The sequence below is a fragment of the Streptomyces sp. WAC05292 genome (assembly GCF_003949955.1).
GTDB lineage: Bacteria > Actinomycetota > Actinomycetes > Streptomycetales > Streptomycetaceae > Streptomyces > Streptomyces globosus.
In genome coordinates, this window is the sequence record NZ_RPSE01000003.1 from 1 (window position 1) to 13165 (window position 13165).

At 73.5% G+C, this 13165-nt stretch carries 10 protein-coding genes and 1 pseudogene; 6 read left to right on the forward strand and 5 right to left on the reverse strand.

The window, feature by feature from the left end:
* Both EF903_RS00640 and EF903_RS00645 read left to right on the forward strand, forming a co-directional pair.
* Window positions 1-1173: pseudogene (locus EF903_RS00640) on the forward strand (export associated protein); the annotation flags it as partial.
* 232 nt (window positions 1174-1405) lie between these two features.
* The gene (locus EF903_RS00645; protein WP_125540624.1) at window positions 1406-2389 is read left to right on the forward strand and encodes a TerC/Alx family metal homeostasis membrane protein; all 984 of its coding nucleotides are present in this window, start codon (window positions 1406-1408) and stop codon (window positions 2387-2389) included.
* Between the two features lie 35 nt (window positions 2390-2424).
* On the opposite strand, the gene EF903_RS00650 is transcribed toward EF903_RS00645, so the two are convergent.
* The 3 genes from EF903_RS00650 to EF903_RS00660 all read right to left on the reverse strand — a co-directional run bounded on the left by EF903_RS00650 (window position 2425) and on the right by EF903_RS00660 (window position 5251).
* Window positions 2425-3783, reverse strand: coding sequence for an MFS transporter (locus tag EF903_RS00650; protein ID WP_390335982.1), 1359 nt, complete (start codon window positions 3781-3783; stop codon window positions 2425-2427).
* A 111-nt stretch (window positions 3784-3894) separates the two neighbouring features.
* Entirely contained in the window at window positions 3895-4551 is a 657-nt protein-coding gene (locus tag EF903_RS00655; protein ID WP_125540625.1) for an MBL fold metallo-hydrolase, read from the reverse strand.
* Window positions 4552-4561: 10 nt separating this feature from the next.
* Window positions 4562-5251, reverse strand: coding sequence for a maleylpyruvate isomerase family mycothiol-dependent enzyme (locus EF903_RS00660; RefSeq protein ID WP_125540626.1), 690 nt, complete (start codon window positions 5249-5251; stop codon window positions 4562-4564).
* Window positions 5252-5436: 185 nt separating this feature from the next.
* On the opposite strand from EF903_RS00660, the gene uvrA reads away from it, so the two are divergent.
* Together uvrA and EF903_RS00670 are read left to right on the forward strand one after the other, a co-directional pair.
* Window positions 5437-8412 (forward strand): excinuclease ABC subunit UvrA, encoded by a 2976-nt coding sequence (uvrA, locus tag EF903_RS00665; protein ID WP_125540627.1) that lies wholly within the window; start codon window positions 5437-5439, stop codon window positions 8410-8412.
* A gap of 238 nt (window positions 8413-8650) precedes the next feature.
* Window positions 8651-9883, forward strand: coding sequence for an NAD(P)/FAD-dependent oxidoreductase (locus EF903_RS00670; RefSeq protein WP_125540628.1), 1233 nt, complete (start codon window positions 8651-8653; stop codon window positions 9881-9883).
* Between the two features lie 16 nt (window positions 9884-9899).
* Here the strand turns inward: EF903_RS00670 and EF903_RS00675 are convergent, their stop codons facing one another.
* Window positions 9900-10775, reverse strand: coding sequence for a carbohydrate kinase (locus tag EF903_RS00675; protein ID WP_125540629.1), 876 nt, complete (start codon window positions 10773-10775; stop codon window positions 9900-9902).
* Window positions 10776-10876: 101 nt separating this feature from the next.
* Between EF903_RS00675 and EF903_RS00680 the strand changes: the two genes are divergently transcribed.
* Entirely contained in the window at window positions 10877-11308 is a 432-nt protein-coding gene (locus tag EF903_RS00680) for a Rieske (2Fe-2S) protein (RefSeq protein WP_125540630.1), read from the forward strand.
* A 31-nt stretch (window positions 11309-11339) separates the two neighbouring features.
* On the opposite strand, the gene EF903_RS00685 is transcribed toward EF903_RS00680, so the two are convergent.
* Window positions 11340-12323 carry a hypothetical protein gene (locus EF903_RS00685; protein ID WP_260614684.1) on the reverse strand — a complete coding sequence of 328 codons (984 nt, stop codon included), beginning with the start codon at window positions 12321-12323 and terminating at the stop codon, window positions 11340-11342.
* Window positions 12324-12550: 227 nt separating this feature from the next.
* On the opposite strand from EF903_RS00685, the gene EF903_RS00690 reads away from it, so the two are divergent.
* Entirely contained in the window at window positions 12551-13165 is a 615-nt protein-coding gene (locus tag EF903_RS00690) for a papain-like cysteine protease family protein (RefSeq protein WP_125540631.1), read from the forward strand.

Genomic DNA, 13165 nt, shown 5'->3' on the forward strand with positions numbered 1-13165 from the left:
GACCTGGTTGTAGAGCCGCCCGTCCATCGCCCAGCCGGTCGCGTCGCCGGCGACGCGACCGGCTGGACCATGGACGAGCGGCTCTACAACCAGGTCTGGGGCATGTTCGAGGACCTGGCCCGTGCCGTCGCCGCCTACCGCAGCGCCTGCGAGTTCGCCGACTCCCGCCTCGACCGCGAACTCGACGCGGCCCTGTCCGACCCGCGCCACCGCCTGTCCGGCGCCGGCCACCCCACCCGGGACGCCGCCCGCGCCCGGCGCGACGAGCTCGCCGCCCAGGCCCGCTCCGTCCTCGACCGCGACCTCGACCAGCTGGCCGCCGAGGCCGCCGTCGTCGAACCCGCCCTGCCCGCCGCGTACGCCCGCTGGGCCTCGCCCGTCTGGCAGGACACCCCCGCGGCCGGTCCCGACGAGGCCCCGATGGCGCTGCGCCTGGGCGACCTCCACCTGCCGGAACGCCCCGACCTGCGGATCCCCATGCTCGTCCGGCTGCCCCTGGAGCGCGGCCTGTGGATCGACAACGGCCGCACCGGCTCCGAGGCCGCGATGGCCACCGACACCGACCGGCTGCGCCGGGCCGCCATGGACATGGCCGTCGCGCACGCGGCGCGGCTGCTCGCCGTGCACCCGGCCGGGCGGTACTCCGTGCACGTCATCGACGCGGCCGGGGCCGGCGCCGCGTCCCTCGCGCCGCTCGTCCACGCCGGGGTGCTGGCGGGGCCGCCGGCCGCCGGGGCCGCGGGGGTCGCCGAGACCCTGGAACGGCTCACCCGCCGGGTGGACCTCGTCCAGATGGCGGTGCGGGCGGGAGCCCCCGAGGAGCTCCCGCCCGACGTGGACACGGCCGAGCAGCTGCTGATCGTCCACGACTTCCCGCACGGCTTCGACGACCGCGCCGTGACCCGGCTCCGCTACCTGGCCGACGAGGGGCCGGCCGTCGGCGTGCACCTGCTGATGGTGGCCGACCGGGACGAGGCCTCGGCCTACGGCCCGCTCCTGGACCCGCTGTGGCGCAAGCTGATGCGGCTCACGCCCGTCCCCGACGACCACCTCGCGGACCCGTGGGTGGGGCACGCCTGGACGTTCGAGCCGGACCTGCCGCCGGCCGGGAGCCTCGTCCTGGACCAGGCCGTGGAGCGGGCGGCGCGAGCCCGCCGCCATGCCCGCCCGTGACCATCACTTGGCCTTCTCTTTACCTTTCCGGTCTCCGCCCGGTATCCTCTCTGTCGCGGAGGGGAGTATTCCTGCTTTCCTGCTACGGCGTACCCGTCAGTACGGACCACACGGTCCCGGGGCGCCGGCCCGCGGCCCGAGGGCCCGCGGGTGGAAGAGACCTCCGGCAGCGATGACGCCGACCCTGTGTCGCTGACCTGTGTCCTGAGCCATCTGCCGGAGGCAAAGCAAAGTGGACGTCTCGACGACCCTCTGGGTACTGACCATCGCCGGTCTGTCCCTCCTCATCGGCGCCGATTTCCTCATCGGCCGCAAACCGCACGACGTGTCCGTCAAGGAAGCGGGCATCTGGACGGTCGTCTGGATCGCCCTCGCCGTGCTCTTCGGCCTCGGCCTGCTGTTCTTCGGCAGCGCCCAGGCCTCCCAGGAGTTCTTCGCCGGCTTCATCACCGAGAAGTCGCTGAGCGTCGACAACCTCTTCGTCTTCGTCCTGATCATGGCGAAGTTCTCGGTGCCGTCCCACCTCCAGCAGCGCGTGCTGCTCGTGGGCGTGCTGATCGCGCTGGTCCTGCGCGCGGTGTTCATCGCCGCCGGCGCCGCGATCATCACCTCCTTCTCCTGGGTCTTCTACCTCTTCGGCGCCTTCCTGATCTTCACCGCCTGGAAGCTCATCCAGGAGGCGCGGGCCGGCGAGGAGGAAGAGGAGTTCGAGGAGAACCGCCTGCTGAAGTCGATCGAGAAGAAGTTCGGCGTCGCCGACCGCTACCACGGCACCAAGCTCTCCGTCATCAGCAACGGCAAGCGCGTCCTCACCCCGCTGATGATCGTCATGCTCGCCATCGGCACCACCGACATCCTGTTCGCCCTGGACTCGATCCCCGCGATCTTCGGGCTCACCCAGGACCCGTACATCGTCTTCACCGCCAACGCCTTCGCCCTGATGGGCCTGCGCCAGCTGTACTTCCTCATCGGCGGCCTGCTGAAGAAGCTGGTCCACCTCAGCTACGGCCTGTCCGTCATCCTCGGCTTCATCGGCGTCAAGCTCGTCCTGCACGCCCTGCACGAGTCCGGCGTGCACGTCCCGGAGATCTCCATCCCGGTCTCCCTGGGCGTCATCTGCGGCGTCCTGGTGATCACCACCATCACGAGCCTCATCGCCGCCCGCAAGCAGGAGGCCGCCGAGGCGGCCGCCCGCAAGGAGAGCGTCGAGGCCTGACCGGCGCCGGCCGGAAGGCCGGACCCGTCCGGGCCCTACACGGGGGCGGCCGCTTCGGCCGCCCCCGCTGCCGTGCCCGCACCCCTGCCCGGCCCCGCGGTCGGGCGGGTCTCCGGGAGCAGTGCGAAGCAGGCCAGGCTCACCACGGCGATCCCGGCCAGGTAGGCCGCCACGCCCCACGGCGGACCCGAGCCGTCCGCCAGCGCCGTCGCCACGATCGGCGTCAGCGCACCCCCCAGCACCCCGCCCAGGTTGTAGCCCACGGCCGCCCCGGTGCAGCGGATCCGGGGGGCGTACAGCTCGGGCAGGTACGCGCCGATCACCGACAGCACCGTCCCGATCGACAGCAGCGCCAGGACCGCCCCGGCGGCCATCGCCGGCGGGCTCGCGGTGCCCAGCAGGGCCGCGTACGGGACCATCCACAGCGCGCAGGCCGCGCAGCCCGCCAGGCACATCGGACGGCGGCCCCAGCGGTCGCCGAGGACCGCCGCGACAGGCGTCCACACCGTCATGACGGCGACCGCGACGAGGATGCACGCCAGCATCGCCGTCCGGTCCACACCGAGGTGCTCGGTGCCGTACGCCAGGGACCAGGTGCTCACCCCGTAGAACACGGAGTACGCCGAGGCGAGCGCCCCGCCGGTCAGCAGGAGCAGCCGCCAGTGCCCGCGGAGCACCTCGGCGAGCGGGGCCTCGGCGCGGGAGCCCGTCTCGGCGAGTTCGCGGAACTGCGGGGTCTCCGTGATGGAGCGCCGCAGCCACAGCCCGGCCAGGACGAGCAGGCCGGCGGCCCAGAACGGCACCCGCCAGCCCCAGGAGGCGAACTGGGCCTCGGTCAGCAGGGCGGACAGCGCCAGCATCAGGCCGTTGGCGAGCAGGAAGCCCACCGACGGCCCGATCTGCGGGAAGCTCGCCCACAGGCCGCGCCGCTCGGGGGGCGCGTGCTCGACGGTCACCAGCACCGCGCCGCCCCACTCGCCGCCCAGGCCGAGGCCCTGCAGGAACCGCAGCACGAGCAGCAGGACGGGGGCGGCCAGGCCGATCGAGGCGTACGTGGGCACGAAGCCGACGGCGACGGTGGCCACGCCCGTCAGCAGCAGCGAGGCGAGCAGCACCGGTCGGCGGCCGTACCGGTCGCCGACGTGCCCGAACAGCGCCGAGCCGAGGGGGCGGGCGAGGAAGCCCACGGCGAACGTGCCGAACGCGGCGAGGGTCCCCGCGAGCGGGGAGAAGGACGGGAAGTAGAGCGGCCCGAGGACGAGGGCCGCCGCGGTGCCGTAGACGAAGAAGTCGTAGAACTCGATGGCGGTGCCGGCGAGGGCCGCGGAGGCCAGCCGCGGCATCGAGGGGGTCCGGGGGCGGCCGGACGCGGACGGGGAAGGGTCCTGTTGCATGGTGCAGCAGTTACCCCGCACCGTCCGGCCCGGCCGTGCCTCCGCTCATCTTCGACCTGAACGAGTGCACCGGGCCCCGGCCGTGGCCGGGACCCGGCGGCTGCGGCGGGTCTACCAGCCGCGCTCGCGCCACTCGGCGAGGTGCGGCCGCTCGGCGCCGATCGTGGTGTCGTTGCCGTGGCCCGGGTAGACCCAGGTCTCGTCCGGCAGCTGCGCGAAGAGCTTGTCCTCGACGTCGCCGATCAGGCTGGCGAAGGCGGACGCGTCGCCGTGGGTGTTGCCGACGCCGCCCGGGAAGAGGCAGTCCCCGGTGAAGACGTGCGGGTGGCCGTGCGGGTCGTCGTAGACGAGGGCGATCGACCCGGGGGTGTGGCCGACCAGGTGGCGGGCGGTCAGGGAGACCCGCCCCACCGTGATCGTGTCGCCGTCGGCGACGCTCACGTCGGTGGGCACCGGGATGCCCTCCGCGTCCAGGGCGCCCGCGTAGGTGCGGGCGCCGGTGGCGTCGACCACGGCCTGCAGGGCGCCCCAGTGGTCGCCGTGCCGGTGCGTGGTGACCACGGACGCGATGCCGTCGTCGCCGATCAGGTTGAGCAGCGTCTCCGGCTCGGCGGCCGCGTCGATCAGCAGCTGCTCGCCGGTGGACCGGCAGCGCAGCAGGTAGGCGTTGTTGTTCATGTCGCCCACGGCGACCTTCGAGATCATCAGGTCCGCGAGTTCGTGCACGTCGGCGGGACCGCCGACCTTGACCGCTCCGCTGTACGTCATGGTTCCGATCCTAGAGCGGGGGGAGGGCCGGGAGGGTCCCTCCGGACACGGTGAGGGAGGCGCCCTTGTCGCCGCGGCCCGCGAGCCAGGCCAGGAGGGCCGCGGCCGGGCCGGAGACGGTGACGGCGGGGTCGCCCGCGGAGCCGGTCCGCCAGGTGCGCCCGTCCTCGGAGGCCAGGGCCGTGGGCGGTACCTCGGGGCGGCCGCTCCAGCGGTCGGCGAGGAAGTCGATCTCCCGGGCGGTGAAGTCGGCGGGGAGGTCCTCCAGCTCGTAGCCGACGTTCAGGTCGACGTGGTGCAGCTCGACCTCGACCAGGCGGCGGAACGGCACGTTCGAGGCGAGGTCGGTGACGCCGCCCCGCAGCTCGACGGTACGGGACCAGTCCTGGTCGGCGGCGGTCTCGGCGAGGAAGCCGGCGTGGCTGTCGCGCAGGTCGGCGAGCTGCTCGTCCAGGGGGCGGCCGGAGCCGGCGGCGATGTCCGCGTCGCGGGCCTCGGCGCTCTGGTACATGGGGCGGCCGGCGAGGACGTTGACGAGGGCGTCGGCGTTGCGGGCGAGGTGGGCCAGCACATGGCCCCGGCTCCAGCCGGGAAGGTGTGACTCCCCGGCCAGGGCGGCGTTGTCCAGTTTCGCGACCGCGGTCAGCAGCCGGTCCGTGGCTTCACGTACAGATTGCAGGTCGTGCACATGATCGGTCATGGGGGCGAGCCTAGTGGCACCGTGCCCGGGGCCACACGAACGGGTGAAGCAGACGGCGGAGTGCCGTAAATCGAATGCGCGTGCTATACGCTCGGAAGTCCAGCCCGACTCCATTGCCGAGGCGCCCCCCATACCCTGGGACGGGGGCCCGTGCCCCCGCTCTCTCAAGAAAGGTGCGGACCGGCGTGACCGACCGACTCATCGTCCGTGGCGCTCGCGAGCACAACCTCAAGAACGTCTCGCTCGACCTGCCCCGCGACTCGCTCATCGTCTTCACCGGTCTGTCCGGGTCCGGCAAGTCCTCCCTGGCCTTCGACACGATCTTCGCCGAGGGGCAGCGCCGCTACGTCGAGTCCCTCTCGTCGTACGCGCGCCAGTTCCTCGGGCAGATGGACAAGCCCGACGTGGACTTCATCGAGGGCCTCTCCCCGGCCGTCTCGATCGACCAGAAGTCGACCTCCCGCAACCCGCGCTCCACCGTGGGGACGATCACCGAGGTCTACGACTACCTGCGCCTGCTCTTCGCGCGCATCGGCAAGCCGCACTGCCCCGAGTGCCGCCGGCCGATCTCCCGGCAGTCGCCGCAGGCCATCGTCGACAAGGTGCTCGCCCTCCCCGAGGGCAGCCGCTTCCAGGTGCTCTCGCCGCTGGTGCGCGAGCGCAAGGGCGAGTTCGTCGACCTCTTCTCCGACCTCCAGACCAAGGGCTACAGCCGCGCCCGGGTCGACGGAACGACCGTCCAGCTCTCCGAGCCGCCGGTGCTGAAGAAGCAGGAGAAGCACACCATCGAGGTGGTCGTCGACCGCCTCACGGTGAAGGAGAGCGCCAAGCGCCGCCTCACCGACTCCGTCGAGACCGCCCTCGGGCTGTCCGGCGGCATGGTGATCCTCGACTTCGTCGACCTCCCGGAGGACGACCCCGAGCGCGAGCGGATGTTCTCGGAGCACCTGTACTGCCCGTACGACGACCTGTCCTTCGAGGAGCTGGAGCCGCGCTCCTTCTCCTTCAACTCGCCGTTCGGCGCCTGCCCCGAGTGCACCGGCATCGGCACCCGCATGGAGGTCGACCCGGAGCTGATCGTCCCCGACGAGGAGAAGTCGCTCGACGAGGGCGCCGTCTCCCCGTGGTCGCTCGGCCACACCAAGGACTACTTCCAGCGGCTGGTCGGGGCCCTCGCCGGCGAGCTGGGCTTCCGCACCGACATCCCGTGGGCCGGGCTGCCGCAGCGCGCGAAGAAGGCCCTGCTGTACGGGCACAAGACGCAGATCGAGGTCCGCTACCGCAACCGGTACGGGCGGGAGCGGGCGTACACGACGGCCTTCGAGGGCGCCGTGCCCTTCGTGCGGCGCCGGCACGCGGAGTCCGAGAGCGACGCGAGCCGCGAGCGCTTCGAGGGCTACATGCGCGAGGTGCCCTGCCCGACCTGCCGCGGGACCCGCCTGAAGCCGATCGTCCTCGCGGTGACGGTGATGGAGAAGTCCATCGCCGAGGTCGCCGCGATGTCGATCAGCGAGTGCGCCGACTTCCTGGGCCGCCTCCGGCTCGACGCCCGCGACAAGAAGATCGCCGAGCGGGTCCTGAAGGAGGTCAACGAGCGGCTCCGCTTCCTCGTCGACGTCGGCCTGGACTACCTCTCGCTGAACCGCGCCGCGGGCACCCTCTCCGGCGGCGAGGCCCAGCGCATCCGCCTGGCCACGCAGATCGGCTCGGGCCTGGTCGGCGTGCTGTACGTGCTGGACGAGCCCTCCATCGGCCTGCACCAGCGCGACAACCACCGGCTCATCGAGACGCTGGTCCGGCTCCGCGACATGGGCAACACCCTGATCGTCGTCGAGCACGACGAGGACACCATCAAGGTGGCCGACTGGGTCGTGGACATCGGCCCCGGCGCCGGCGAGCACGGCGGCAAGGTCGTGCACAGCGGCTCGCTGGCCGAGCTGCTGGAGAACGGCACCTCGATGACCGGCCAGTACCTGTCGGGGAAGAAGTCGATCCCGGTCCCGGAGATCCGCCGCCCCGTGAACGGCGACCGCAGGCTCACCGTGCACGGCGCGAAGGAGAACAACCTCCGCGACATCGACGTCTCCTTCCCGCTCGGGGTGCTCACGGCGGTCACCGGCGTGTCCGGCTCGGGCAAGTCGACCCTGGTCAACGACATCCTGTACACGCACCTGGCGCGCGAGCTGAACGGCGCCAGGTCGGTGCCGGGCCGGCACACCCGCGTCGACGGGGACGACCTCGTCGACAAGGTGGTGCACGTCGACCAGTCGCCCATCGGCCGCACGCCGCGGTCGAACCCGGCCACGTACACGGGTGTCTTCGACAACATCCGCAAGCTGTTCGCGGAGACGATGGAGGCGAAGGTGCGCGGCTACCTGCCGGGCCGCTTCTCCTTCAACGTCAAGGGCGGCCGCTGCGAGAACTGCTCCGGCGACGGCACCATCAAGATCGAGATGAACTTCCTGCCGGACGTGTACGTCCCCTGCGAGGTCTGCCACGGCGACCGGTACAACCGCGAGACGCTGGAGGTCCACTACAAGGGCAAGTCCATCGCCGACGTCCTCAACATGCCGATCGAGGAGGCCCTCGACTTCTTCGAGGCCGTCCCCACGATCTCCCGGCACCTGAAGACGCTGACGGAGGTCGGGCTCGGCTACGTCCGCCTCGGGCAGTCGGCGCCCACCCTGTCGGGCGGCGAGGCACAGCGCGTGAAGCTGGCCTCCGAGCTGCAGAAGCGGTCGACGGGCCGGACGGTGTACGTCCTGGACGAGCCGACGACCGGTCTGCACTTCGAGGACATCTCGAAGCTGATCAAGGTGCTGTCGGGGCTGGTCGACAAGGGCAACTCGGTGATCGTCATCGAGCACAACCTCGACGTGATCAAGACCGCCGACTGGGTCATCGACATGGGCCCGGAGGGCGGCTACGGCGGCGGCATGGTCGTCGCCGAGGGCACGCCCGAGCAGGTGGCGTCCGTCGGCGCCAGCCACACCGGCAAGTTCCTGCGGGACATCCTGGGCGCGGACCGGATCTCGGATGCGGCGCCGTCCGCCGCCCCGGCTCGGAAGACGGCCGCGAAGAGGACCGCGGCCAAGAAGGCGGCGGCCCCCGCCAAGAAGGCCGCGGCGAAGAAGACCGCCGCCAAGGCCCGCAAGGCGTAGCGCGGCGCGCGGCATCCGCCCGCGCCGCCCCGCCGAGGGCCCGGCTGTCCGCACGGCCGGGCCCCTCGGCGTACGGGGCCCTGGAGTCCCGCTCCCGGGAGCGCGGCGGCTGGTCTAGCGTTGAAGGAGTCCCCCGCAGTGCGCGGCGGCCGCGGGCGGACGGCCCTCTTCCGCACCTCCTCGTGCTGCCTTTCGCGCCGCCCGCCCGGTGGGCCGCCGCAGGATCGGCAGGTGAGCCATGACCGGCAACGCCGGCTCCGCCGGCACCCCACCCCACGACGTGGTCGTCGTCGGCGCGCGCTGCGCCGGCGCGCCGACCGCCATGCTCCTCGCCCGACGCGGACACCGGGTCCTCCTCGTCGACCGGGCCACCTTCCCGAGCGACACCCTCTCCACCCACCTGATCCACCCGCCCGGACTGGCCGCGCTGCGGCGCTGGGGCCTGCTGGACCGGGTGGTCGCCACCGGATGCCCGCCGATCGACACCTACCTGTTCGACCTCGGGCCGGTCAGCATCGCCGGATCCCCGGCCGGCGAGGGCTTCGACGCCTCGTACGCCCCCCGCCGCACCGTCCTCGACAAGATCCTCGTCGACGCGGCGGCCGAGGCCGGCGCCGAGGTCGCCGAAGGGTTCACCGTCGACGAGCTGCTCTTCGACGGGGACACCGTGACGGGCGTCGCGGGACACGGCCGGGACGGCCCCGCGCGGCACCGCGCCCGGTTCACCGTCGGCGCGGACGGCCTCCACTCGTCGGTGGCCCGGGCCACCGGCGCCGAGGCCTATGCGGAGAAACCGAAGATCAACGTCTATTACTACACCTACTGGTCGGACCTCCCGATGAACGGGGTGTTCGAGGCCTACGACCGCGGGGACCGGGCGTTCGCCGCCTGGCCCACCAACGACGGCCTCACGATGGTCATCTGCGGCTGGTCCATGCGCGACTTCGAGGCCAACCGCGACGACGTCGAGGGCAACTACCACGCGACGCTGGCCCGTGCGCCGGCGTTCGCCAAGCGGGTCGCGGGGGCCGCCCGCGCCGAGCGGTTCGTCGGCACGGCCGTCCCGAACTACTTCCGCAAGCCGTACGGCCCGGGCTGGGCCCTGGTCGGGGACGCCGGATACCTGAGGGACCCCATCACCGCCCAGGGCATCCAGGACTCCTTCCGGGACGCGGAGCGCTGCGCCGGCGCCCTCGACGACGTCCTCGCCGGGCGCAGGCCCTTCGAGGAGGCGATGCGGGCCGCCCAGGAGGCGCGGGACGCGCAGGTCGCCTCCATGTACGAGTTCACCGCCTCTTTCGCGCAGATGGAACCGCCGCCGCCCGAGATGCAGCAGCTGCTGATGGCGGTGGCGGGAAGCCCGCAGGCACGGGACGAGTTCGTCCGGGTGACGGCTGGGATGACGCCGCCGGAGGAGTTCTTCGGGCACATGGAGGAGCGGATGGCGCAGGAGGCGCCCGGCGTGCTGTGAGGCCGGGCGAGGGCCGTCAACCGTCGCCGAGTTCGGCGGCGTACGGCGGCTCGGCGCCGGGCCTGGTGCAGGTGAGCGCCGCCGCGCGGGCGGCGTGGGCCAGCACGTCCGGCCAGTCCGGCGGGCCGCCGCCGGCGAGGCGGTGCAGCAGCGCCGCGCTGACGGTGTCGCCCGCCCCGATCGTGTCCGCGACGGCCACGGCCGGGGACGGCACCGAGTGCTCGGCGCCCTCCCGCGTGCGGACGGTCAGCCCCTTCGCCCCGCGGGTCAGCACCACCGCCGACGCCCCCGCCGCCAGCCAGTCCTCCACGCGCCCGCCCAGCCAGGCGGCGTCGTCCTCGGACAGCTTCAGCACGGACACCGACGGCAGCCAGCTGAGGAACCGGGCCCGGTATGCGGCCGGGTCCGCGATCAGCGCCGGCCGCACGTTGGGGTCCAGCAGCGTCAGCAGCCCGCGGGCCGCCTCCCGGCGCAGCAGCGCCTCGTACGCGCTCGCGCCCGGCTCAAGCACCAGCGAGCAGGTGCCGACGGCCAGCGCCCGGGCCCTCGCCGGCAGCGCGCCGGGCAGGCGGAACAGCCGGTCGGCGGTGCCCTCCGCGTAGAAGCCGTACGCGGCGGAGCCGTCCGCGCCGAGCGAGGGCACGGCCAGGGTGGTCGGCTCCGGCCCCCGCTGCACCAGCGAGACGTCGACCCCCGCGGCCCGCAGCCCGGAGAGGAGGCTCTCGCCGAACCCGTCGGTCGAGATCCGCGAGCAGAACGCCACCTGCGCGCCGAGGCGGCCCAGCGCCACCGCGGTGTTGTACGGGCCCCCGCCCGGCCGCGGCAGCAGCGCACCCGGCGGCTGCGCCGCGGGCACCAGGTCGATCAGGGCTTCTCCACCGACGACGATCACGCGGGGGAAGGTATCCCATCGGCCGGGGGTATCGTCGGGTGGGCCCGGCCGGCCCTCCGCCGCCGCGGCACCCCACCGTCCGTGCCACCCGGGAGATCCGCATGTCCGCGCCGCAGTCCGCCGCCCGCCGTACCGTCCTCAGGGGTGCGGCCGCGATCGTCGGGGCCGCCGGCGCCGGAGCGGCCGCCGGCGCCTGCTCCACCGAGACCAACAGCGGCCACGGCAGCCCGGCCGTCCCCACCGCGCCCGTCGAGCTCGGCGACGCGGCCGACGTGCCCGTGGGCGGCGCGAAGCTGTACCGCGAGCGGAAGCTGATCGTCAGCTGCCCGGCGGAGGGGCAGTACAAGGCGTTCAGCGCGCAGTGCACGCACGCCGGCTGCGTCCTCGACAAGATCGTCCAGGGGGAGGGCAACTGCCCCTGCCACGGCAGCCGCTTCGACACGGCCACCGGCAGGGCGCTGCGCGGCCCCGCCACCGACCCGCTGCCGGAGGTGCCGGTCCGGGCCGAGGGCGGCAGGCTGATCGCGGGCTGAGTGCGGGCGCCCGCGCGGGCTCCCCGGCGGGTCAGGCCCAGTCCCAGGCGATGCCGATGAGGCCGCGCCGCACCGCGGGCTCCACGATGTGCACGGCGCCGTACCGGCCGCCGGGTGTGAGGTCGGCCAGGCCGCCGCGCGGGGCCCCCGGCCCGGACCGGGTGAAGCGCCGGCAGCGCACGGGCAGCGCCGCCTCGTCGAAGCGGACCTGGAGCACGTACTGCCCGCCGGTGTAGCTGAACCCGCGGACGTACTCGGTGCAGCGGGCTCCGGTGCCGTCCTCGAAGCCGTAGCCGAAGACGTACGTCTCCCCGGTGCGCAGCCGCCGCTCGAACAGCAGCTCCGCGACGAGCACCTCGGCCTCGCGGTGCCAGCGGACCCGCCCCGTCCGGCAGTTCTCGCCGGCCTGCACCCGCACGCGCGCCGGGTCGCAGCCGGGGTCGCCGTGGTGGACGGCGAGGTAGCGGTCCACGCCGTCCCGGTGGGCCCGTACGACGTGCTGCGAGTCGCGGCCGGCCAGCTCGCCGGCGGCGCCGATGCGCACCCGCTCTTGGTGGACCACGGTGTGCAGGCCCCCGTCGGACGGCAGCTCCAGCCCGGCCAGCAGCTCCTCCACGGCCGCGCCCACGCTGACCAGCGCCCGGTACGAGCGGGCCGGGGGCCGGGCCGTCCCGCCCGCCGCGGGCTCGGGTCCGGCGAGCAGCCGCAGCAGCGCGCCCCGCGGCAGGTCGAGGATCTGCTCCAGGGCGCGCACGGCCCGCAGCGACTCCGGGCGGCGCGGGCGGCGGGCGCCCTGCTGCCAGTAGCTGAGGCTGGTCACTCCGATGGTGATGCCGCGTGCGGCGAGCCGGTGGCGGACGCGGTGCAGGGGCAGGCCCCGGGCCGCCAGGGCGGCCCGCAGGGCCAGGTGGAACGGCCCGGTGTCCAGCAGGCGGGCCAGGTCCCCGGGGTCCGCGCCGGGGCCGGCAGGCCCGTCCGGGGCGGGCCCGCCGGTGCGCTCCGCGGTGGGCGGCATGGCGGCTCCTCCTGTGAACGTTCACACGCGGTGGGGCGGGAGGGCCCGCGGTGGCGCGCGGTGGCCAGGTGAAGGGACGGCAGCCGTTCACACGGCGAGCACGCCGTTCACACTGCAATGTCAAGGCGTATTGAAGCCTGTTGACCGGATCACGACAACACCCCGATGCTCCTCCACAAGCGTCCGGACGCGCTCCTCCATCCCCACATCCCCACGGGAGGAACGCGATGCGCACCCGAATGCGGAGGCTGTCCGCCACAGCCGCCGCCACCACCGCCCTGCTCCTCGCCCTGCCCTGCGCCGAGGCGTCCGCCGCGCCGGCCGGTCCCGCCCCCACGGGCCCCGCCGCCGGCGCCGCCCTGGCGTACAAGCGCCTCGACATCACGATGCAGGCCCAGCAGAAGTCCAACTGGTGCTGGGCCGCGGGCGGCAACACCATCGCCGCCTGGTACGGCCGCACCCACACCCAGAACCAGTTCTGCAACGCCGCCTTCAACCGGCAGCAGGGCACCGAGTGCCCCAACAACCAGGCCACCCTCGGCAACGTCCAGACCGGCCTGCGCTGGAGCGGCATCAACCCCGGCTCCTACGTCACCGGCTGGCTGCGCCACTCCACCGTGCAGGCCGAGATCGACGCGAACCGGCCGGTCGAGACCCGCATCCAGTGGTCCTCGGGCGGCGGCCACATGCACGTCGTCTACGGCTACGACACGAACGGCAGCTGGGTCTACTGGGGCGACCCCTGGCCGTCCAGCGACCGGTACAACTGGGCCTCCCACGCCTGGTACGTCGACAACAGCGGCTTCTCCTGGACCCACTCCCTCTACCGGATCGGGGCGTGA

Coding starts and splice junctions, on each gene's coding strand:
- EF903_RS00660 (WP_125540626.1), bottom strand. CDS start 5,251: ATGACCGATCATGTGCACGACCTGCAATCTGTACGTGAAGCCACGGAC.
- EF903_RS00685 (WP_260614684.1), bottom strand. CDS start 12,323: ATGCCGCCCACCGCGGAGCGCACCGGCGGGCCCGCCCCGGACGGGCCT.
- EF903_RS00650 (WP_390335982.1), bottom strand. CDS start 3,783: ATGCAACAGGACCCTTCCCCGTCCGCGTCCGGCCGCCCCCGGACCCCC.
- EF903_RS00670 (WP_125540628.1), top strand. CDS start 8,651: ATGACCGGCAACGCCGGCTCCGCCGGCACCCCACCCCACGACGTGGTC.
- EF903_RS00655 (WP_125540625.1), bottom strand. CDS start 4,551: ATGACGTACAGCGGAGCGGTCAAGGTCGGCGGTCCCGCCGACGTGCAC.
- EF903_RS00680 (WP_125540630.1), top strand. CDS start 10,877: ATGTCCGCGCCGCAGTCCGCCGCCCGCCGTACCGTCCTCAGGGGTGCG.
- EF903_RS00690 (WP_125540631.1), top strand. CDS start 12,551: ATGCGCACCCGAATGCGGAGGCTGTCCGCCACAGCCGCCGCCACCACC.